The sequence below is a fragment of the Ruegeria sp. AB6 genome (assembly GCF_056542685.1).
On record NZ_JBQGAD010000017.1, the window covers coordinates 20,400 to 41,565 of the forward strand.

22 protein-coding genes are annotated in these 21,166 nt (G+C 51.0%); 15 read left to right on the forward strand and 7 right to left on the reverse strand.

What is annotated here, in order from left to right:
* Positions 1-63 precede the first annotated feature (63 nt).
* Together ACR0DB_RS21335 and ACR0DB_RS21340 are read left to right on the forward strand one after the other, a co-directional pair.
* Entirely contained in the window at positions 64-1,710 is a 1,647-nt protein-coding gene (locus ACR0DB_RS21335; protein ID WP_480552841.1) for a hypothetical protein, read from the forward strand.
* Positions 1,711-1,896: 186 nt separating this feature from the next.
* Entirely contained in the window at positions 1,897-2,292 is a 396-nt protein-coding gene (locus ACR0DB_RS21340; RefSeq protein WP_058282238.1) for a rhodanese-like domain-containing protein, read from the forward strand.
* A gap of 53 nt (positions 2,293-2,345) precedes the next feature.
* Here ACR0DB_RS21340 and ACR0DB_RS21345 read toward each other — a convergent pair whose 3' ends face one another.
* Positions 2,346-3,242, reverse strand: coding sequence for a LysR family transcriptional regulator (locus tag ACR0DB_RS21345; protein ID WP_480552843.1), 897 nt, complete (start codon positions 3,240-3,242; stop codon positions 2,346-2,348).
* Positions 3,243-3,401: 159 nt separating this feature from the next.
* On the opposite strand from ACR0DB_RS21345, the gene ACR0DB_RS21350 reads away from it, so the two are divergent.
* On the forward strand, positions 3,402-3,812 hold the full coding sequence (locus ACR0DB_RS21350; protein ID WP_171236556.1) for a GFA family protein: 411 nt from the start codon (positions 3,402-3,404) through the stop codon (positions 3,810-3,812).
* A 31-nt stretch (positions 3,813-3,843) separates the two neighbouring features.
* A complete protein-coding gene (locus ACR0DB_RS21355) occupies positions 3,844-4,038 on the forward strand; it encodes a DUF1059 domain-containing protein (RefSeq protein ID WP_170805199.1) in 195 nt (64 codons plus the stop codon).
* A 243-nt stretch (positions 4,039-4,281) separates the two neighbouring features.
* On the opposite strand, the gene ACR0DB_RS21360 is transcribed toward ACR0DB_RS21355, so the two are convergent.
* From ACR0DB_RS21360 to ACR0DB_RS21375, 4 genes are all read right to left on the reverse strand, one after another.
* Complete coding sequence (locus ACR0DB_RS21360) at positions 4,282-5,997, reverse strand: adenylate/guanylate cyclase domain-containing protein (protein ID WP_253282942.1); 1,716 nt, start codon at positions 5,995-5,997, stop codon at positions 4,282-4,284.
* A gap of 248 nt (positions 5,998-6,245) precedes the next feature.
* Complete coding sequence (locus ACR0DB_RS21365; RefSeq protein ID WP_480552866.1) at positions 6,246-6,536, reverse strand: LysR substrate-binding domain-containing protein; 291 nt, start codon at positions 6,534-6,536, stop codon at positions 6,246-6,248.
* 3 nt (positions 6,537-6,539) lie between these two features.
* A complete protein-coding gene (locus ACR0DB_RS21370) occupies positions 6,540-7,607 on the reverse strand; it encodes a hypothetical protein (RefSeq protein ID WP_480552847.1) in 1,068 nt (355 codons plus the stop codon).
* A 44-nt stretch (positions 7,608-7,651) separates the two neighbouring features.
* Positions 7,652-9,376, reverse strand: a complete 1,725-nt coding sequence (locus ACR0DB_RS21375) for an amidohydrolase (RefSeq protein ID WP_480552848.1) — start codon at positions 9,374-9,376, stop codon at positions 7,652-7,654.
* Positions 9,377-9,702: 326 nt separating this feature from the next.
* Here ACR0DB_RS21375 and ACR0DB_RS21380 point away from each other — a divergent pair, with 326 nt between their 5' ends.
* Entirely contained in the window at positions 9,703-10,662 is a 960-nt protein-coding gene (locus ACR0DB_RS21380) for a helix-turn-helix domain-containing protein (RefSeq protein ID WP_480552850.1), read from the forward strand.
* Between the two features lie 240 nt (positions 10,663-10,902).
* Here the strand turns inward: ACR0DB_RS21380 and ACR0DB_RS21385 are convergent, their stop codons facing one another.
* Positions 10,903-11,535 (reverse strand): tyrosine-type recombinase/integrase, encoded by a 633-nt coding sequence (locus tag ACR0DB_RS21385; protein WP_480552852.1) that lies wholly within the window; start codon positions 11,533-11,535, stop codon positions 10,903-10,905.
* A gap of 208 nt (positions 11,536-11,743) precedes the next feature.
* On the opposite strand from ACR0DB_RS21385, the gene ACR0DB_RS21390 reads away from it, so the two are divergent.
* From ACR0DB_RS21390 to ACR0DB_RS21430, 9 genes are all read left to right on the forward strand, one after another.
* Complete coding sequence (locus tag ACR0DB_RS21390) at positions 11,744-13,624, forward strand: tetratricopeptide repeat protein (RefSeq protein WP_480552854.1); 1,881 nt, start codon at positions 11,744-11,746, stop codon at positions 13,622-13,624.
* A gap of 338 nt (positions 13,625-13,962) precedes the next feature.
* A complete protein-coding gene (locus ACR0DB_RS21395) occupies positions 13,963-14,262 on the forward strand; it encodes a hypothetical protein (RefSeq protein ID WP_480552856.1) in 300 nt (99 codons plus the stop codon).
* A gap of 244 nt (positions 14,263-14,506) precedes the next feature.
* The gene (locus tag ACR0DB_RS21400; protein ID WP_480552858.1) at positions 14,507-14,926 is read left to right on the forward strand and encodes a hypothetical protein; all 420 of its coding nucleotides are present in this window, start codon (positions 14,507-14,509) and stop codon (positions 14,924-14,926) included.
* 55 nt (positions 14,927-14,981) lie between these two features.
* Entirely contained in the window at positions 14,982-15,596 is a 615-nt protein-coding gene (locus ACR0DB_RS21405) for a hypothetical protein (RefSeq protein WP_170691816.1), read from the forward strand.
* A 52-nt stretch (positions 15,597-15,648) separates the two neighbouring features.
* On the forward strand, positions 15,649-15,954 hold the full coding sequence (locus ACR0DB_RS21410; RefSeq protein WP_170465782.1) for a hypothetical protein: 306 nt from the start codon (positions 15,649-15,651) through the stop codon (positions 15,952-15,954).
* Positions 15,955-15,996: 42 nt separating this feature from the next.
* Positions 15,997-16,170 carry a hypothetical protein gene (locus ACR0DB_RS21415; RefSeq protein ID WP_170355752.1) on the forward strand — a complete coding sequence of 58 codons (174 nt, stop codon included), beginning with the start codon at positions 15,997-15,999 and terminating at the stop codon, positions 16,168-16,170.
* A gap of 120 nt (positions 16,171-16,290) precedes the next feature.
* Positions 16,291-16,935, forward strand: coding sequence for a hypothetical protein (locus ACR0DB_RS21420; RefSeq protein ID WP_480552859.1), 645 nt, complete (start codon positions 16,291-16,293; stop codon positions 16,933-16,935).
* Positions 16,936-16,954: 19 nt separating this feature from the next.
* Positions 16,955-18,388, forward strand: a complete 1,434-nt coding sequence (locus tag ACR0DB_RS21425; RefSeq protein ID WP_480552860.1) for a hypothetical protein — start codon at positions 16,955-16,957, stop codon at positions 18,386-18,388.
* Positions 18,378-19,319, forward strand: coding sequence for a metallophosphoesterase family protein (locus tag ACR0DB_RS21430; protein ID WP_171210275.1), 942 nt, complete (start codon positions 18,378-18,380; stop codon positions 19,317-19,319). The genes ACR0DB_RS21425 and ACR0DB_RS21430 overlap by 11 nt, the downstream gene beginning before the upstream one ends.
* Here ACR0DB_RS21430 and ACR0DB_RS21435 read toward each other — a convergent pair whose 3' ends face one another.
* Entirely contained in the window at positions 19,320-20,078 is a 759-nt protein-coding gene (locus ACR0DB_RS21435) for a DUF4956 domain-containing protein (RefSeq protein ID WP_480552862.1), read from the reverse strand.
* A 354-nt stretch (positions 20,079-20,432) separates the two neighbouring features.
* Between ACR0DB_RS21435 and ACR0DB_RS21440 the strand changes: the two genes are divergently transcribed.
* Positions 20,433-21,113, forward strand: coding sequence for an SdiA-regulated domain-containing protein (locus ACR0DB_RS21440; protein ID WP_480552863.1), 681 nt, complete (start codon positions 20,433-20,435; stop codon positions 21,111-21,113).
* The last annotated feature ends 53 nt before the right edge of the window (positions 21,114-21,166 follow it).

A 21,166-nucleotide genomic window follows, 5' to 3' on the forward strand; every position in this document is an offset into this window, starting at 1 on the left:
TCGCCAGTATCGAGAAACAGCCCATTGTGGTAACCTCCTACCTTTAATTAGGGGGTTATTGTGATGGAATACTATGATCTCGGTAGCTACAGCCGAAAGATCACAACCTCGTCGGACGAAGCCCAGCTTTGGTTTGATCGTGGTTTGGCTTGGACTTACGCGTACAACCACGAAGAAGCGATTGTATGCTTTCAGAATGCCGTGGCTGCGGATCCAAATTGCGCAATGGCGCACTGGGGCATCGCGTATTGCATTGGGCCGAACTACAACAAGCCCTGGGAAACATTCGAAGAAGACGAGAAGCCTGACTGTATCGCCTTGGCAAAAGCGTCAATCGAGGCTGCTGCATCGTTAAAGGACAAACTGACGCCTGTTGAACGCGCGCTCATCGAAGCCATTCCAGCGCGTTATCCATCCTCATCGGATATCGAGGATTTCAGCCCATGGAATGATGCATTCGCTGATGCGATGCGAAAGGTGCAGGCTGAATTCGATCAGGATCTGGACGTGTCTGCGATTCTGGCCGAGTCGCTCATGAACCGGACACCTTGGCAGCTTTGGGATTTGCCGACTGGGAAACCAGCGGATGGAGCCGATACACTTGAAGCCATAGCAGTCCTCGAAACTGCATTTGATACACTCCCCGGAGCATGGGAACACGCAGGACTCCTGCACATGTACATTCACCTGATGGAAATGTCGCCCCACCCCGAACGGGCACTGCGTCACGGCGATGTGCTCAGCACGCTGGTGCCCGAGGCCGGGCATTTGTTGCACATGCCGACCCATATCGACGTGTTGTGCGGAGACTACATGAACGTGGTACTGCGCAATCACAAAGCCATATTGGCAGATCGAAAGTTCATGGAACGCGAAGGCCCTGACAACTTCTATTCCGTTTACAGGTGTCACAACTACCACTTCAAAATCTACGGAGCGATGTTTTTAGGGCAACCATCGGCAGCACTGGAAGCTGCTGATGAGCTTGTCGAAACTTTACCTTCAGAGACACTTCGGCCAATGGCTGATTGGTTCGAGGCGTTCATTCCTATGAAACAACATGTATTGATCAGGTTTGGACGCTGGCAGGCTATCCTTGATCAGGAGTTACCTGAAGATGCGGAGCTCTACAGCGTCACTATCGCCATGATGCGGTATGCAAGGACGGTTGCCTTGGCCAACCTACACAGGGTCGCCGAAGCCGAGAGTGAAAAAGCCAAGTTCTATGATGCTCTGGCCAGAGTTCCTGAGACCCGAATGCTGTTCAACAACACATGCCGGGACATTCTGAAGGTCGCTGAGCAAATGATGCTGGGTGAGTTGGCCTATCACGCAGGAGAGCACGAAACGGCCTTTGACCACCTGCGAAAGTCAGTCGAGATCGACGACAACTTGCCGTACGACGAGCCCTGGGGCTGGATGCAACCCACCCGTCATGCGCTGGGTGCTCTTCTTCTTGAGCAGGGCCAGATGGAGGAAGCCGAAGCTGTTTACCGTGCAGACCTTGGCCTGGATGCAACGCTTAGCCGGGCCTGTCAGCATCCGGGCAACGTCTGGAGCCTGCATGGCTTGCACGAATGTCTCGCCCGGCGCGGTGAAACGGTCGAAGCCGCCCACATTAAGCTACAACTGGACAAGGCCGCTGCCCGCGCCGAGGTGCCGATAAAGGCGTCGTGTTATTGCAGGCAGAAGGCGTTGGCCGCCGAGTAATCTCGGATCAACAGCAATGGCTGGGGCAATTGCGAGGCCCGCTTCTGCCGTTGATCGGGACTTGTTTAACTTCGTTGATGGCAACCGTCTGGGCGACCACAAGACCGGCAATCATCGCTTGGATGCCGTTTTGCGGTAAATCAGCCGCATGGTAGCATCGCGTAGGATTTGCAGTCGGGGGGCAACATGGTCTTAACATTCGCACAAATGGAAACTCAGGAAATATCCAAAGCAAATCCAATTTCAGCAACTGACGCGCTGGCAGTACTGATCGAAGACCCCAACGCACTTGTGGTGGACGTAAGGGATAGCGCTGAAATGGCGGCCACAGGTATCAGCCCGAGAGCAATTCCGGCTCCTGGTCGCGCCGTCGCTTGGATGGCAGACCTTGAAAGTGAATACAGATCTCAAGAGTTACAGGATCGTGGAAGGCGAATTTTCACCACTTGTGGCGGAGCTCCGAGCTATCGAGGCGCGGCAGCGGCAAATGTATTGACTGCGATGGGTTTTCAAAACGTGCAGTTCATCGATGGAGGGATGGCGGCTCTGATCGCAGCGGGCTCCTCTACAAAGCAGCCTTAAAAAAGGCGAAACCAACGGTGTTGAGCAAACACGCCGGGGTCAATAGAAGCTTCTCAGCTTGCAGAGTTGTGTCTCGATACGACTTGCGACTGAGATTTTAGCCAATTGACGAAAACCTTAGCCTCGGGGCGCTGAAATTCTGCCTGCGTCTGGATGTAATAGACGCCGAAGAGAGGCTCAGAGAACAATTCAATCATCCGACCAGATGATAGATCGTCCTCGAAAAAAGCTCTGGCGGTATACGTGATACCGTCACCCCGGCGAACCGCAGTCATGATCAGGTTCCCCGGCATGTGATTTATGGTCAATGGTTCGGCAGGAATAACCCCGTGATAGGTGAACCAGTCAGCCGCCTCGTTGGTGCCCAGTTCCTGCAACCAGGGCAGCTTCGTTAAAGAGGCTGGGTCACGCAGATCTTGGCCTTCCACCAGTGAAGGTGCCCCGATCACGACCATGTCGGAAACAAGGACAGTATCCTCTTCTTTTCTCGGCATGCGTCTGTCGTGATACCGAATGGCGACATCGATACCACCTGGTCCTATCTGAACCAGTTCCGAAGTTGGGTTCAGCATCAAAGTGATCTCTGGATGTTCACGTTGAAACTCTGCCATTCTCGGCAACAGCCACTCCACCGCGAATGCTGGTGACATTGTTACTTGAACGGGACGCTGCGCTGTGTGTTCTGCCAGTCGTTCGACACCCCTTCCAATGATTTCAAAGCCGATACCCAGTTCACGCGCAAGAATGATGCCAGGCTCTGTCAATTCAATGCTGCGCCCACGTTTAGCAACAAGAGCTACACCCAAATGCCTTTCCAACGATTTCACCTGCTGGCTGACAGCCGCTTGGGTCACGTTCAAGCGTTCAGCCGCCACGGTGTAACTCCCAGCCTTCGCAACCGCTGAGAAGGCGCGCAAAGCATTCATCGGGGGAAGGTGCAACCAATCCATACTATAGTTTTTCTAAAGTTTCGTTAGACTATTTGAGTCGCATGATATCGGGATTCTTGACATTATTCACAGTGAAATCTGTTCTTAAATCATGGGGTATTAGAGCAGATGCCTCATTATCGATGTAAACCTAGCCGCAAGTCATGAGGGCTTGATACGATGAAAAAACTTCAAGGTGGATGTTACTGTGGTGCTGTTCGATACCAGTTAGCAACCCCACCAGCTTGGTCGGGTCATTGCCATTGCCGTTCATGCCAAATGGCCCTTGGCGGTGCCTTTGTAACTTGGGCTAAAGTAGCAGCGGAAGACTTCGCAGTTATCAAAGGCGAAATCCAACACATTGAGAAAACTCCGGGTATTCGCCGCGGGTTTTGTCGGGACTGTGGAACGACGTTGACCTATGCCGCCTTAAATGAAGTCGAGGGCCAAGACTGGAGCGCTGATGCGTGGTTTTCTGCTGTGACGTTGGACGACCCATCGATTGCACAACCCAAAGCCCATATTTTTGTTTCACATCAGCAGCCATGGATAAAACTTGACGACGGGCTGCCGACGTTTCCTGAGTTCTAGATAACTTTCCGAGCGAACAGAGGAGAAAGCGATGAACGCTGCTTATTCATATGCCTGCAAGGATTGCGAAGGCATGGAGGCCTGCCCAGGGAAAGTGATCGCAGCGACCAAAGATGAAGTATGGAAACTCATGGAGCTCCACGCGGTGGTCGCTCATGGAGAGGACCCCAGCTCGTGGGATGCCGACACCCGGGCATATCTGGAAACACTAATAAAGCCCGCGTGATCAAATAAATTAAGCTTCAAGTTCCTACGGATAATCGGCCCAAATTATCAACTTGGTTGTTTAACCGCGAAGGGCAGCTTTAGTCTGCTACTGGGAAATTGCTAGGCCCATTTGTGAGTATCCGGTTTGGGCTGCGGCCTACCGCCAAGGCGCCTAGAAGCGCAAGGCCATCACGAACCCAAATCGGAAACGTGTGAGATTGGTTTCCATCACAAACCATCCTGCTACAGCGAAACCCTGCTTCTATTCAGGCAAACCGGCTAGTCGCAAAGACGCACAGTCTTTCTCCAGCCTTTTTCTGTCAGAGAAAAGTTGAGTATTCGCCCAGTCCGATATGGAAAACTGAGGGCGGTATTTCATCACATTCCGTGCTTCATCGCGAGCGGCCTCAAGGTTCTCCGTCTCTACATGGACGATTACGAGGTCGAGGTGACCAAAGCCTTCAACCCTTTGACCATATTCGGTGAATGCTTTCTTGGCTTCCTCGTATTGACCGTCGAGTCGAAGGGCTAAACCCAGAACGCCTGCATACCAACCTGGATAGTGAGGGTTCAGGGTAATGGCTTGTTGTGCGACTTGGATCGCTTCATTTGCCTGGCCATTGAAAGCTAGGGTGATTGACAGTCTGGCAGCCACGTCAGCGTGGTTTGGATTCAGCGCTAGTGCCTCGTTGAACTTCTCGATAGCCGAAACCAGCTTGCCATCGATTGCATCCGCAAAACCCGCAATAGCGTGAGCCTCTGGGTTGTAGCTGTCTATTTCCAGAGCCCGCTGAGCGCAGTCACGAGCCTCCGCTAGCGCGGCACGCCGGTCAGCAACAAATCCATGTCGTGCTTCGACAGTGCAAATGAATCCCAAAGTACAATACGGAGCCGAGTAACCCGGATCGAGTGCAATTGCCTGTTGTGCAAATCGGCGAGCGTCGGCCTGAGCTTCCCTGGTAATTCTGCGCGAAGCCTCAACGGCCTTTAGTTGAGCAGTCCACGCGCCTAGGTTATTTGTGCCGGATCCTCTGAAACGAGCCATTTCTCCCGCCAACAGTTCGACTTGAAGCTCGGTTGCAATCCTAAGTGCGATTTCATCCTGAACTTCGAATACATCTTCAATGAGGCGATCATAGCGGTCTGCCCAAATATGCATGCCGGACTTTGCATCGATTAGCTGTGCTGTGATCCTCACCCGGTTACCGCTTTGACGGACACTTCCCTCAAGAACAAGATCGACACCCTGCTCCAGACCGACCTGTTTCACGTCAACGGAGCGACCTTTGTAGACGAATGTAGAGTTACGCGCGACGACTAGTAAATTCGGGAGTTTTGATAAAGTGGTGATGATCTCTTCGGTAATTCCATCTGCAAAAAACTCCTGATCCGGGTCAGAAGAAAGATTATCGAAAGGTAAGACGCCGATTAGCAGAGACTTTGTATGGCTAGCCGGAGTTACTCGCGGTGGGGCAGAACCTGGCGGCGACCATTGGAAAACTTCTATTGGTGACGGCGCGTTCTTAAACTGTCGCTCTCCAGCGCGATAAAATTGCTCAGCGAGGCGCTCGTCAAGGCTGCGATGGACGACATCTGAAATTAACACAGCCCCTTCGTTGGAAGCCTCTTGTAGACGTGCAGATAGATTGATGCCATCGCCGAAAATGTCATCTTCGTCGAATACGACATCTCCAAGATGCACACCCACTCGTAGTTTCAATGAGGACTGAGTCGACACCTGGCTTTGAAGATCAAGGGCGCATCGTACTGCATCAGATACCGAGTTAAACTCGACTATCCATCCATCACCCATCCTCTTAACGACATTACCTCGATGATCGCTAACCAAAGGATCAAATAACTCTCGACGTAGAACACGAAGTTCGCTGAGAGTCCTATTTTCATCTGCCTTAATCTGGCCTGAGTAGTTTACTACATCTGCCGAGAGTACTGCGGAAAGTCTGCGGTCTCCATTCATGTCTATTGGTAACGCAAATTACGCTGCTTGGAAAAGACAACATGATTTCCTGAACGTCGCGCATGTCCTAGTGAACGGTTTGGTGCAAAACTGAAAAGCTTGACTGTGAATGCCTGCTTCGGGCTGGACCTGCCAAACATGCAAGCTGCGGAGAATGGCCGCTTCGAGCCCAAACCAACCGATGTTGCTGAAAGCACCAATGTCAGCGATGCGCAGAAAGCTGACTTTGCAAAGTCGAGCTGACGGCCCTAGACATTTGGTCGACGTGCGGCCTTATCGAAAACGCGAACGATCCAATCGAGGAAAACCCGGACGCGCGGTGAGAGTTGTCGGTTTTGTGGGTAAAACGCAGCCAGCTGGGTTGGGGATGGCGGCGTATCCGGCAGGACTTCAACAAGACGACCATCTTCCAAATCTTCCAGAAAACGATATCTGGGCGCTTGAGTCATCCCGAACCCGTTTCGGGTCAAATGATGCACAGTGTCAGCGTCGTTTGCGGTAAAGGACTCTGTCGCTCTGGCGGCTTTCTGCGCGCGAATTTCTTATTGTATCTTCAAGGCCCGTGCTTCACCCGCCAGAGACACGTATTCGCGCACCGCAATGATATCTTCTGGCGAGGTTAAGTGCCCAGCCTTTAGGAGGTCGGCAAGCAGCTTGGCTTGGCTCCATTCTTCACGGCCTCCGAATTGACGAGCAACAACCGGGGCAATCGATGGTTCATTCCGCAACACCGTCGCAACAGCGCCTCGAACAACATTTTGCGTTTCTTCATCCCCGGAAAGACTGTGAATCGCGAATGCCTCAACAATCAGTTCCCGGTTTTCAAGCGGAAGTGTCACATCTGCCAAGTAGCGCATCGACAACTCAGTAGCGGCGCTTGGCCCACCATGCTCGACAAAAGCGGTAGCGAAGGCACCGAAGGCAGGACCAGGCCTTGCTGAATAGACTTTAAGCCCTGCTTGCAAGGGCCGTTGGACGTCACTGTCTTTAGAAAGACCAAGTAGAAGAACCTGTATCGGTAAGAGTGTCGGATCAGAGACGACATACAATCCAGAGGTGATTGCTTCCGCTGGGATGCTCAATCCTAGATTTTTCAACGTCCCATATTCCACGCGGTCAAGTTCACGGAGCGCCAACTGGTGAATGCGAATGTCGGTGTGGCCCAACAAGGCGCCAAAAAAAACTAACCGATCATTCTCATCCCCTCCACGCCAGTCCTCAATTCGAGCGATGATTTGATCAAAGACTGCGATCAATTCTCCGTCGACAAGTGCAATTCTTGTCCAAGCACCGTACTTCTCTCGACCGAAAATTGCGTAAGCGTTCGGATTTTTTCCAAGCCTCTGAATTGCGGTTGCGTCCACGCGCTGAGGGATATCAATATCTTCGGGCGTTGCGCCAATTGCTGCAATCGGATCATACCGCAACGGATCATTTGGATCTTCGATAACAGGAACTGCCAGTGCAATTTCCTGACTGCGTAGTAACTTGTCCACCACCGTGTCTTGCGGGATGTAATTATGAAATGCACAGGCGTACACAGTCGTAGCGGCCATGACGACGGACAATACTGCGCCTGATAGGGCCGCAATAAACAGACGTTTTATCATCTTGACCTCCCAAGAATGATTTTGTTTGTCATGAGGCGATCCAATCACGCCTCGTTGGTCTCTTTGCCTTCCAGCCAGGTTCCACTTACTTTGATGTTTTCTATTTGCATTGGGTCAACAGAAGTCGGGTCGTCTTCAAGAACCGTGAGATCAGCGTATTTCCCGACTTCCAAACTCCCCGCAATGTCATCCATATGCAGTTGCCAGGCCGCATGCGTCGTAACACCTTTAAGTGCTTCTTCTACTGGAATACGCTGGTCGGGCGCGAAGACTTCCCCACCGTCTGCCATGACTCTGGTCACCATGTCTTGGACGCAACGCAGAGGACCTAACGGCGATACCGAGTAATCGCTGTGCATTGAGAACGGGATGCCTTTTTCAACGGCTGTGGCGGCGGCATCGTAGTACTCGACCCTTTCTGGACCAAGTAGATTATCTCGGAATGCCTTGCCCCACCATCGAATATGGCCGGACAGGTAAGTTGGCGAAACACCGAGTTCCTTCATCTTGTCGTACTGCTCAGGATGGCCGACGCTGCAATGTTCAATCCGGTGCCGATGATCGTCGCGCGGGTTCTCCGCCAATACCTGCTCGTACACGCGTAGTACTAGATCTATAGCCGCATCACCGTTGCCATGAACGGCAAGAGAAAAACCATCCCCATGTGCCCGTTTGACCACCTCGTATAGTTGGTCTTCCGTGTAGTTGAGTGCTCCACGGCTGTCCGTGCCAAGGTAGGGCTCGCGCAAGTAAGAGCTGTAGGCCTGCGTTGCGCCATCTGACCACGCCTTCATCTTGGCAACGCGCATCTTGTCGTCGCCGTAGCCCATACCGATTCCGTTTTCGGCCCATTCGTCCATCAGGGTTGAAACTAGAAAGGCGCGCGTCCGCACCGGCGCGCGATCCTTGATGCGTTCAAATAATCTGAGGTCTTCTATGCCTTTGTTTTGACCGACGCTTGGATCACCAAAGGTGGTAATTCCGACCTTGGCACCCGAGTTGAAAAAACGGATTGTTCGCGCCTCCATATCCTCATCGGTCAGTTGTTGGGCAGCGTTCAGAAACGGGCCAAAAGTCGGGAGCTCTTCCAAGCGACCAGTGAGTTCCCCTTTGTCGTTTTTAACGTAGCGAGCCGCAACTGGGTCCGGAGTGTTCTCGTCGATTCCAACGATTTTGAAGGCAAGTGAATTAGCATAAGCTGCATGACCACTTCCTTCCAGCAACAAGAACGGGTTGTTGGGGGCGATGCGGTCCATATCTTCAAGAGTGAACTGTCTTCCGCCGGGGGTCACGACGCCGTCATAATCAGCGGCCAGAAGCCAGTCGCCTTCTTTCAACTTGGCGGCACCTTCGTTCAGTTTTTGCATTACCTCGTCGAAACTGGCTACTTCGGTCGGACTTATAATAATGAAGTCGTCCTTGACCACCGAATATGAATGCGCGTGGCTGTCGATCATGCCAGGCATTAGCGTTCTGCCGTCAAGATCAATGATGCGTGTCGTGCTGGAAGTCAGCGCGTCGATTTCATCTTGGCTACCAACAGCGATGATCCGCCCATCACGGACTGCCAGCGCTTCTGCCTTCGGGTTGGAGGTGTCCATCGTAAGGATACTGCCGCCACTGAAAATCACGTCTGCTGCATCAGATTGGGCAATAGCTGTTCGATAGGGAAGCAAAAGAGCCCCCACAGCAGCAAGCGACCCGGTTTTCAATACATCACGCCTGTCCGGCCGGAAAGCGGATTTGTAAGGAAGCAATGGGGCTTTCATACTATTTCTCCTTATATTTCAATAACATTTCGATGTTCTTGGTGCGCAATCGACCCAATGTGCTTGGAGTTTGAAGTGACGAAGACACCTCTAATCCGCGAGATCGCGGCATTTTTCACCTAACGGATTGCAAAAAAAATCTGGCTCCGAAATCCTTTGTTCGGCAGCCTCAATCCGCTTCGCTTTCGACAATATTTCGGGAACAGCTTATTTGGTTAGGCGAAATTCTCGCGATGAAATAGTATTCAATTTATCCGGTGTACTAATTTTTTCAGACCGCGCATTAAGTTTGGTCCTATGGGTTTCACGCATCTTGGAGAGTTCTTATGCAGTTGCGACCGTTAAAGAGTTTTGCACAACACTTCACGAATGCGCCGGTTCGAGAAACAGAGCTTGTACAGCTGGGTCCAGGTGACATCAATTTAAAGGACTGTTGGATCTACGGAGAAAACAGTTTTGTAAATACTGCGTCCAGTAAAGCCCGGTCTTCTTGGACAGTGCTCGGAAGGCAGGATTTGATGGCACTAATGTTGCCACTTTCTTGGGACGGGGATTACCGCGTAAATGGTTGGTACTCCGATCCAGGTGATGTCTATCTGCTCGACGGGGAGCACGAGTACTGCAACGTGGGTCAGGATCGGAAAGTGCTGTTCATTGCTTTCGAGCGCCGTCGAATGACGAGAGAAGTCGCTTCCTTAAGTAGGCGCACCTACGATGAGCTACCCCAAGGGCACAACAAGTTTCAAATTGGTCTAGCGGCGGCTGAGAATCTATCAAAGATCACTGGCCGAACTTTCAAAAACGCTTCACCTCTTGATCAAGGGGGGCGGCGATTTGGAATGAGCCGCGGAGTAGAAAGCGAATTATTTGCTCAGATCGCGCAATGGATATTGTCGTTGAACCTACTTTCCGATTGTACACATGTTCTAGACAAGGCAGCTTTCAAGAATGTTAGGTTGGCGCGGGGCGCGATCACACGTATCCCTGCGGACCAACTAACGATCTCAACTCTGTGTCGAGTTGCTGGTGTGGGGCGAAGCCAACTTCACGAGAACTTTGTCGAGATTTTTGGTGAATCGCCTTGGCAATACATATTGAAGCGACGTTTGACTTCTGTCCGAGAGCATCTCCTAGACGTTGTATCAACACCAAGGTCGGTCAAGGACACAGCACTCATGCATGGCTTCTTTTCTGGTGGCCACTTTGCGAAAGAATACCAATCAATGTTCGGAGAGCTACCGTCTGAGACATTAAAAAAGACTCTGACCGAAAAATCTCAACTTTGATTAGATTGACCTCGGTTTTGCTTGTCTATTCGCGTTAGGCAGTGAAAATCAGCGAGGCGACTATTCAAGCCGGCGATGGCATTTCTTTTGAAACCATTTTGATTGGCCTGTAGGTTTGCCGGGACGTTTGGATTGTCCGCAACTCGGAATCTGCATAGCTTGTTTCGGTGTCCGCTTTGGGCTGATAGTTCTACTCTCGGGGTTCGTGCAAAAAAGGCCGCTCGAAAGCGGCCTGATGGATCACACCTCGGTGGCTTCCGCGATGGCGAGTGCGTCTTCGATGTCTACACCCAGGTAACGCACTGTACTGTCCATCTTGGTGTGACCAAACAATAGCTGCACGGCTCGCAAGTTACCTGTTCTACGATAAATCTGCGCCACTTTTGTGCGTCGCATTGAATGGGTCCCATATTGGCTGGGATCAAGCCCAATCGAAGCGACCCATGACTGAACCAACCTCGCGTACTGACGAGTAGAAATATGCAGCCGATGCTGAAAACGCCCTGGCCACAAGTACTCGGATCTTTTCATCGCAGGTTGTTTCAGCCAATTCAAAAGCGAGTTTCGCGTACCACTACTAATTTCAAAACGAACGGGTATCTTTGTCTTGCTTTGGTTGACAGACGCGCGTTCCTTTACTTGTCCAGCGGCAAATACGTCTGCAACATTAAGGCGAACAAGATCGCAACCACGGAGCTTACTATCTATTGCTAAATTGAAGAGTGCTAAGTTCCTATGATCTTCTGAAATTTCTAAGCGAACGCGTATTGCCCAGACATGCCTTGGCAAAAGCGGGCGCTTCTGGCCAATAACCCGACCTTTGTTCCACGCAGATCGGCCAACTCGAATGACGGGTAGATTTAAAGCTTGCATGACGAATACTCCACACCGCCACGCACCACCTCATCGCCCACACAGTGTCAGCGTCTATTGGTTACCATGCTTGGTCTCCGTCATGAAAAATCTGACTTTGTCGAAGCCTGACCGGCGCCTCAAATATGCGATTTGGTATAGGGCGAATAGCAGAACTATGGATTCAATAGATCAGGATGGATAATCTTGGGTCTAGGGGAGAACGGGAGTGGAACGCCGCCTTACCACTATCTTGAGTATTGACGTCGTGGGCTACTCGCGACTGATGGAACGCGATGAGGCAGCGACGCTGGCAGCACTAAAGTCGCATCGGTCTGAACTCATTGACCCCTTTGCGGCGAGTTATGGTGGCAAGACGATCAAATTGATAGGTGATGGTGCTCTACTGGAGTTCGAAAGCACCGTACAGGCAATGAAATTTGCCGTTTCTGTTCAAAACGAAATGCTCTCTCGAAATTCGGACGTTCCAGAAAGCGAACGAATTGTGTTTCGGATCGGCATCAATATCGGAGATGTAATTGCCGAGGATGGAGACATTTATGGTGATGGCGTCAATGTCGCCGCTCGACTTGAAGGCTTGGCTGAGCCTGGAGGTATTTGCATTCACCGCAGCGTAAGGGACCAGGTACAGGACAAGCTGGATCTGAATTTCGAGGATCTGGGTGAGACCGAAGTCAAAAACATAGAGAGACCAGTCCGAGCCTTCGAAATCGTTCTGGATGACAAGGCCAAGGCTTTGGCTTTATCAAAACCAATTGCGCATACGAAACCAACGATATCCAAGTGGGTGCCAACTCTAATCGGTGCAGCATGCATCTGTTTGGTGCTGGTTTCGGTCGTATGGTGGCGATCCAGAGATGTGGCACCCCTGACCGAACAAGAGGAGTTTGCGCTTGCCATCCCAGACGAACCGTCCATCGTCGTTTTGCCCTTTGAGAACCGCTCAAAAATTGAAGAGGTCGGCTATCTGGCAGAAGGTTTTGGAGCAGCAATCACGACGCAGCTTTCGAAGTTTCCACAGCTATTTGTGATTGCTGGTTCTACTTCGATTACCTTTGCGGACAGCTTGGCCAAACCGCGAGAAATAGGTCGAGAGCTCGGTGTGCGATATGTTCTGTCAGGTAGCGTTCAGAGCGTTGGCGAGAATATTTCGATTAACTCAACACTGATAGAGACAGAGTCGGGGCACGCTCTATGGTCGGAACAATATGACGTTGGCGTCGAAGAATTGTTTTCCGCTCAGGCCGACCTTATTCGGGAAATCGCATCCACCCTAAAAATTGTAGTTGAGGAAGAAGAAATCGCTTCGCTTAGGAAACGGCCAACCGATGATCTAGAAGCGTATGAACTTTTTCTGAGGGCTGTCGCCAAAAGCAAGCTGCTGAATACTGCGAGTCGGCAAGAGGCAATTGAACTACTGGAACGAGCCATAGTGCTCGATCCAGACTACCTTTCTGCACATATTGAATTGAGCGGTCGCTACCTTAGTCTTTGGCGCTTTGGTGGGTCGGACGATCCAGAAACCGCGCTGAACAAAGCCCGCAGGCACGCACAGCGTGCGTTAGAACTGGATCAATCGGACTATCGCGTTCAACACCGCTTGGGCCAGCTACATTTGTTTGCTGACCACGATCATCAACTCGCATACCAGGCATTTCAGCGGGCAATACGGGAGAACCCCAATGATCCTGAGGTTCTATATGGTATGGGCTTTCTACGGTCGCTTATGGGTGAGCCAGCCGAAGCGATTGAGTGGAACAACAAGGCAAAAAAGGTCAACCCGCGTTATCCCGGCTGGTACAATTTTAACGCGGCCCTTTCTCATTTCTTAATCAGAGATTACAAACAGGCAATTCTGCTGGCAAAAACCGGTATCTCAACTTATCCAAAGTCGCTTCCTCCGCGCCGTATCTTGGTCGCAACTCTTGCTGAAATGGGACGTCTGGAAGATGCACAGGTTGAAGCAAAGAAATTACTCGAAATCCGGCCGGACTTCCGTGTTTCTACACACAGAAACACACCCTTTATGCATACTGAGGACCAGGACCGGTATTTTGGTGCGATGGTTGCTGGTGGATTGCCCGAATAGAAAGGTTTTCATATCCCGGATACTGGCTGTATGCGCGGTTTCCACTTTTGGTAGCATCGTTGCATGAACGGACCAATCCGCTCCTCGGGATCAACAAACATCGCTGTTGAATGTCTGGTTTGGGCTGCGACCAGCCAACCATGCTTGCCGCAAAGAATGGCCGCATCGAGCCCAAAGCGGAAGTTAAAATGGATCTATTGCTCGAAAGACCTTAGGTATCAAAACAAGTTGTCACAGCCTGACATCCGCTATCATGTAAAAATCCCGACACAATCAAATAGTTGATTTTGTTTTGCATCTTTGGCCAAGTATTAGTTGGAACCATAGAGGTAACGACAATGAAGAAGATATTGACGCCCACCGCTTTACTTTTAGGGGCCCTGACTGTTGCAGCATGTGAAGACACTGGCAGCTCAACTGCGTCATCAGACCTGACACCAGCACAGCAAGCATGTTTGCGGGATGTAGCCAACACAACGAACAATACGCAAGTCGTGGTGCTCTCGTCTGCGTTCAGCGAAGCGGGAACACAAGTCACTGTCGGGGTTGGCGAGGATCGTGCTCCTTGGAATTGCATTGCTTACAGTGATGGCGCGACAGCTGGTATCGAGTTCTTGGGCGACGAAGGCGCACTATGACCAGTCTGTTGCGTAGCTGAACACGGCCGCGCAGCCCTGGCTCACTCTTCGGAAAGTTCGACTTGGTTTGTAGAATAACCACCATCGTATTCGCGATCTTTTACCTGCTGGCTTTGTTTGTGTTCTTGACGGGTACATTTGGCTGGTTTGAACAAGAAAGAGACCCTTTGTCTGGGGTGTTCCTTTTGCCGTTGGGATTGCCTTGGATACTTGTATCGGACTTGGTTTCAGAGCCAGTCAAACCGTGGTTCGCAGCGATTGCACCCGTGCTCAACCTGTTGGCCTTGGTCTTAATTTGCAAATGGGCACGCAGTTTGCGCCAGAAGTAAAGGCGGAGCTCTGTCTCACCAAAAAGGAGGAAAACATGGGAAAAGTGATCTTGGGTATTGTGATCGGGCTCGTCTTAGGCGTGGTTGGGGCGATGACCTTGGGTGGCGGGGCCGCGATGGGTGTCGGCGTTGCGACAGGTTTGTCCGCCGGTGTCTGCTCCACATTGAAAGGAGCACAAGCCGAGAACCTGATCACCGCCGAGCAAGCGGATCAGATCCTCAACCGCGTAAATTCCGAAATGGCATCACTGCAAGGAATTGAAACGACGGGCGAGATCGTCGGCAGCGCACAGGCATGCGATGAGTTTCTGTCAAAGTTACAAGAAGCGAAGTGAAGTTCCGCTTTGTACGGAACAAAACTGTAAGAACAAACTAACAGGGAACCATCTGATGAAACCCTTATTAATCAAACTCTTCACACCCATGTTCGCAATCGCGGGCACAGCTGCTTTTGCAATGTCTGAAGCAGACGACGCTTGTATCGACCATTTGCGGCAGGTTGGTGGACCAGACGGTCAATCCGGAACGATTGAAAGCTCTCAGTTCTCGGAAGCTGGTACGCTCGTCATGCTGCGAGACGCAGGCGGAACACTTTGGCGCTGCATCGCGTACAAGGATGGAAGCATCGGCGAGATGTCGGTTGTCGAGGCGATGGATGATGGAGGAGGAGCCATGGCAGGCGCAGCCGGGTCTACTGGTAGCCAACGTGTCAAATTTGATTCTGGTTCAACTGGCGCAGAACTCGTCGGTGAACTCGCGCCCGGAGCGTCGCAGCAATACGTTCTGGGTGCCAAAAACGAACAGTTTCTTTACGTCCGCGTTGCTCCGCGAAATGGCTCCTTGGACTACGTTATTCGCAACCCCGATGGTTCTGAACTGTTGGGATTGATGTCGGCGGACAAGGAGTATCGAGGGCAGCTTTGGCAATCTGGTGATCATGTTGTGGAGGTTATCAATCGCAGCAACTCTTCCGTCGACTACAACGTAATTTTCGGAATTGAATAAGTGATCAACCAGAAACCCGGAAATGTATTCCCAAAGAAGCTAGGAAAAACAGATGAAATCCAAGTTCCTGTTGGTGATCGGCACGGCGTGTACTGCTGCGCTTGCAGCATGCGGCGAAAGTGACGGATCGGTGGATGCAAGTGCACCAACTGTGGGCAGCGCTAGCGATCTTTCGTCATTTGAAGGGGCAAGAGCGGGCCAAGCTGAAATGGGCATCCAAAGTCTCGGATTTGAACTCATCCGAAGCGAAGGTCTGACCTCGTACTGGTTTAACAAGGATACTGGTGCATGTGCTCGGATTACGACGTCTGAGGGAAGGTACTCAGAAGTAGCTATGCTGCCATCAGGTGACTGCTGACAAATTTCCATCAATCCCAAATCTTGAAAAAGGAGCTCAAACTTGCATTTCGACCTGGCACACGCGGCGGTCATCGTAGTCGCCTTAATCATCACTAACCTGGCATTGAAATCGGCTGGCGTGATCAACGAAGAAAACAAGCACCAATGGAATTGGAAAGTTTTTCTAGCCTACTTCGTGGTCGTCGTTATCATCAATCTGGTGTGGCCTATTTAAAGTTTCACAGCGGAAAGCTAACTGCCCACTTGATATGGTCGTCGTGAATTAGCCTTTCCGAGAGACTATCAGGTCGCAAAGGTTTGGGCATCAGTGGTTCAAGAATAGAAAGGAGTTGGCATGCGGTTTTTTGCGTCCCTCATATTCATTGGTATTCTCGCAACCGCTGCGAACTCTGACGTGACCAGTCGAAATGGCGGTCCAACCAACAGTCAAATGCTTTCAAGGGGGGGTGACGGAGGCGTTGATGGTGTCGCTTTCTTTCGCCCAGTCTTAAGCGGAGTATTGTATCGCTCTGGTTTCAAAGGCGGCGACAAGGACCGAACGGGCCTGAGTGAAAAACAACGCGAAATTTTGTGCAATGAAGGGTTTTCAACCGGGTTTTATGCTGACTTTGGCAAAAACACTGAATACGGTCGCACCAGTTGTGGAAACGGATCACTTGACTATCAAAGCGCCAGATCCTCCCGACCCGGTGCTGTTATGGCTTCCATACACGAAGTGATTGAAAACCCTGGAAAAGGCCCTGTCCTGGTGCACTGCATGTGGGGCGTTCATTCCTCGGGGGCATTGTCGGCAATGGCGCTCGTTCAGTTTTGCGGTTGGACGGAAGAAAGGGCCAAGGAATATTGGAATGATGCCCGAAACGGGGCGCCTTGTTCGGGCGGGTGTGACCAGTGGATTGATTCAAAATTCTCCAATTTCAGTGTCGACCCAAAGTTGAAAATCTCCGCCGAACAACAGGCAGCGATTTGCCCTAAATGATACCAGGAGGACTATCCAAATGAAGTTCAATCTTCTGGGGTCACTTGCTTTCATTACACCCACTGTCTTGTGGGCGAGCGACGATGTTCTCGGTGAAGCCACGACATTTGATAGTCCCAATGGTGTTACGGAACGCTGCATTCGGATCGAAAAAGTTCCAACGGGCGAGTATCGAAAAAGCGATCTTGAGGAAGAAACGGCCTATTGCGAGATCGATTTCTATGCCTCTGAAATTGCTATTTGCCCAAAAACCTGGAGCACCAGCCCAGGAACGGCAGTCTACGATATTTCGGAAGGACCCTACACGGGGAACCGTTCTGAGTTCGAGAGAAACGCTTGCAAAGAGGGGAAGGCCGCGAAAGATCTGGCCAAGGATAGGGTGGCTAAATTCAAGTCCACCATGAACCAAAAAGGCACCAGTGGAACCTTTTCCACCTCGTCGTTGCTTTACTATCATTTCTCCAGATATTTCGACGCGACTGTCAAAGTCCCAGTCGCCGTTTGGCGCAGCATGGACGCCCGGGCGCATTTTTCCGAGGTCGCAGAGCCCGGCCTTGCGATTTCCGGTGGCTCTCATGGCGGGCGCATGAACCACGAAGGCTGGCGGGTCTTCGCAGCTGCGGATGCGGACCCGGACTCATACCAACCGACCGATGATCTATTCACCGCAGATCGAACGCAAATATATGGTGTTCTGCTTGAGAGCCCTGGACATCGATACGGCTCGGAAATCAACGGCACCCGCAAATCTGGTTGGGGAAAAGGACAAAACCGTGATTTTCAGGAAACCCCCGCTTTCTTGGCTTTGCGTTCTTCAAAACCATTGTCAGAGGCAATCGCAGAGGGCGTCAGAGAAGGTCGAAGAGACCGGATGATCAACAAGGATCTCGGTCCCGATGTCAGCGAACAACAGATGGCATTTTGGATGCAAGAACTTACCGAGATTGTTCTCCTCGATTTCATCTTTAGCCAGCAGGACCGCGTAGGAAACATAGACTTCACACCCTATTGGTATTGGGTCGAAGACGGAAAGCTGAAGCATAAGAAAGCCAAGCACCATGAGCCAAACGATGGAGACGTTCCCGCCGACGCGTTATTGATCCGTCGCAGCAATCTAAACGACAACGATGCTGGTGGGCGTGTCGAGTATGCCAACTTCGCGAAATCTACACAAATGCTGGAGAAAATTCGCCACTTCTCTCCAAGCACATATCGGAGCTTGGTTGCATTGAATAGTGACCTTCAAACCCAAGGCTCGGTCTATGACTGGCTATCGCAAAGCTTTGGGTTGTCAGATAGGCAGATTGCCCAAGTTGTGAAAAACACCGAGCTGGCAACGTCCATTCTCCAGGACAATTGTTCTAATGGTGATTTGATGTTCGACTTGGATCCTGTCGCATTCTTTTTGAGAAACGACACCGAGGTAGAGGCTGTGGACTGTAATGCCCCGTAAGCTTTCCACCCTTTTTGCGGCGTTCATTTGGACCACTCTGCTCGCCTGCAAAGCGGCGGCATTGGATGTTATCGTCATATCGGATCTGAACGGCAGCTATGGTTCGGTGAAATACGATGCCCGCGTCCACAAGGCGATTAAGCGGATAGTCGAGATTGATCCCGATTTGGTGATTTCGACCGGAGACATGGTTGCGGGACAGCGCATTCCCAACTTGTCCGACAAACAGGTCAGGGAGATGTGGAAGGCGTTTCACGTGGCCGTATCAGATCCTCTAGCGGCTGCCGGAATTCCATTTGCGGTCACGCCTGGAAACCATGATGCTTCCGCCTACAGTGGGTTCGAGCGTGAAAGAAAAATATACGCAGCGGAATGGACTCCGAGAAAACCAGACGTCGATTTCTTGGTTTCAAATGACTACCCGTTCTTCTACGCATTTGAGATGCAGGGCATTACGTTTGCGTCTCTGGATGCAACAACCCTAGGACCCCTGTCCGGTGACCAGCAGGACCGCCTACAGGAACTGGGTGCAGACGGAGACCCGATTGTCACTTTCAGTCACCTCCCACTTTGGCCGTTCGCGATCCAGCGCGAACGCGAAATCATCGGTGACCCAACACTTGAAAAAATCTATTTGGAAAGCGGTGTCGTTCTGCATCTTTCAGGCCACCACCATGCCTTCTATCCCGGTTGGAAAGACGGGGTAGCTTACGTCTCTCAAGCTTGTTTGGGAGGTGGCCCGCGACGGCTTATTGGCTCAAAAGCCAGATCACCTCACAGCTTCACTCATGTTACGTTCCAGCCAAACGGAGAGTTTGGGATAGCAGTATATCGAGGGCCTGATTTCGAAAGGTCGGTAAATTTCAAGTCGCTCCCGAAAGAGATCAGATCTCCGAATGCGGTGTTGAAACGCTTAGACCTTGTCAAATGACTAGAGGTTGAGTTTCAGTTCAACTTTTTCTGGGACCAGATCGTTAATCATCTCTTCGATCCGGGCTTCTGAAAGTCCTCCTGAGGTGATGAAAAGCAACGAAACGCGAGATTTTCCTGGGACGTGGTGTTTTCTGACAAGCTTCCAGCCAGCGTCTGCGGCCATGGCTTCAATGTCTCGGCTGACTTTCAATGAGTGTTCTTCATCCGAAGCCTTGAGCGAAACTTCCACGCCCTTGTTTCGCCCTCCGAGCCAAATGAAGCACCAACACACAATCGCCACCAGAGTGGCCATCAGCGGTAAGCCCAAACCGACGGCAAGACCAAGAACCGTTACGATTATCATTTCGACTGTATCGACCGGATCATCCAGATTGGAGCGGAACCTGAGCAACGCGCCGATGCCAAAAATAACGAACCCAATCATTGACCCGTGCTGGACTACCAGGAATCCCACAGCCATTCCAATTAGCGCGTAAAGGAAGAACAGTCTGGGCATAACTAGATCGCTGACACTTCGGCGTGCTTTACGTCGTACGGGATGATAAACAATCAAAGCGGTCAAAATGATCGTTACAATGACGTCTAGCGTGAAGAAGTAGAGTTCCTGCTTTCCGCGGAACTGAGTCCAGCCTCTTTCAATCACTATCTCTGATTCGGACGTTCCTGCGAGCAAGGAAGCAGGATCAATTTGAGAATAGCCAATACTAGGCAAAAGCACGGCCGAAAGGACCGATGCTATTGAAAACAGCTTACTCAAAAGTCTTTCCCTCCCGCTGTACCGTCGAATAGTCGCTCCAAAGTGCGTAACTTGATGCAATCACTCCACACCTCTCGACCAAGTCGCACGCCCATAAACTAATTCAACCCTATGAATTTACATTCGGTAAAGCCTTGCGGGATCAAACATCATACTTCCGCAAAATACTGTGTTAGGTTGGACAACATCGATTTTTGATCGAATATGAACCAGATCCACACAAGCGCAGATTTATCTCGAATGAACCAGTCAAATGACCGGCACAAACGAAGAGTAGCGAAGGTAATTTGCGCGAGCCTTGCTGTGGTCGCCAACACTTTGGCGTTAACCAGCCCAGTGAGAGCGCAGACTGATATGTTGGAACTTATTGAGTCTTACAAAGTGGCAGACAAATCAGAGGGCTTTTCTGAGCCATCCGGATTGTCGCTTTCCAGTGTTCATGGATTCTTGTGGGCAGTAAGCGATGAAGCATCGAAGCTGCACCTTCTGGGAGTAGATGGAGAGCTAAAGAATTCGTTCAAACTTCCAGAAACTCTAGGTGCAGACTTGGAAGGTGTCGCTGGAAGAAATGATGGGTCTGTATTGCTGTTACAAGAAACTGACCGATCTATTGTAACGGTCCAACCTACGGACCCAATCAAAGTCAATTCTACTCCACTTTCTTCACTCAGGGGCTACGGCAAAGTTGCGGAAATGCTTGCTGAGAACCCTTTGAACAAGGGACCGGAAGGGATCACTGTAGATCAAGACTCTGGGCAAGTATTCGTAGTCATTGAGGGCCAGCCAAGGCTTCTGCTCGTCATTTCCTCGGAAATTGATGAAATTATTGGAGTAGTTCCATTACCGGCTGAGGCTGGTTTCGTTTCATCCCGCGCCGACGATGACGAATTAGACATCAGCGGGATCGCCTGGTCCGGCAAGACCAGAACTTTATGGATACTCAGCGATGAAGGGCGCCGAATATTCGTTTTTGATCCTGAATCTCTGACGGTCAAAACTGTCTGTCATCAAATGATTTGGAACACGAGCGGTTGATTGGCTTTGGAGGCTCAGGCTCGCTGTAGTTTCAATTTACGCCGCGTTTTGAT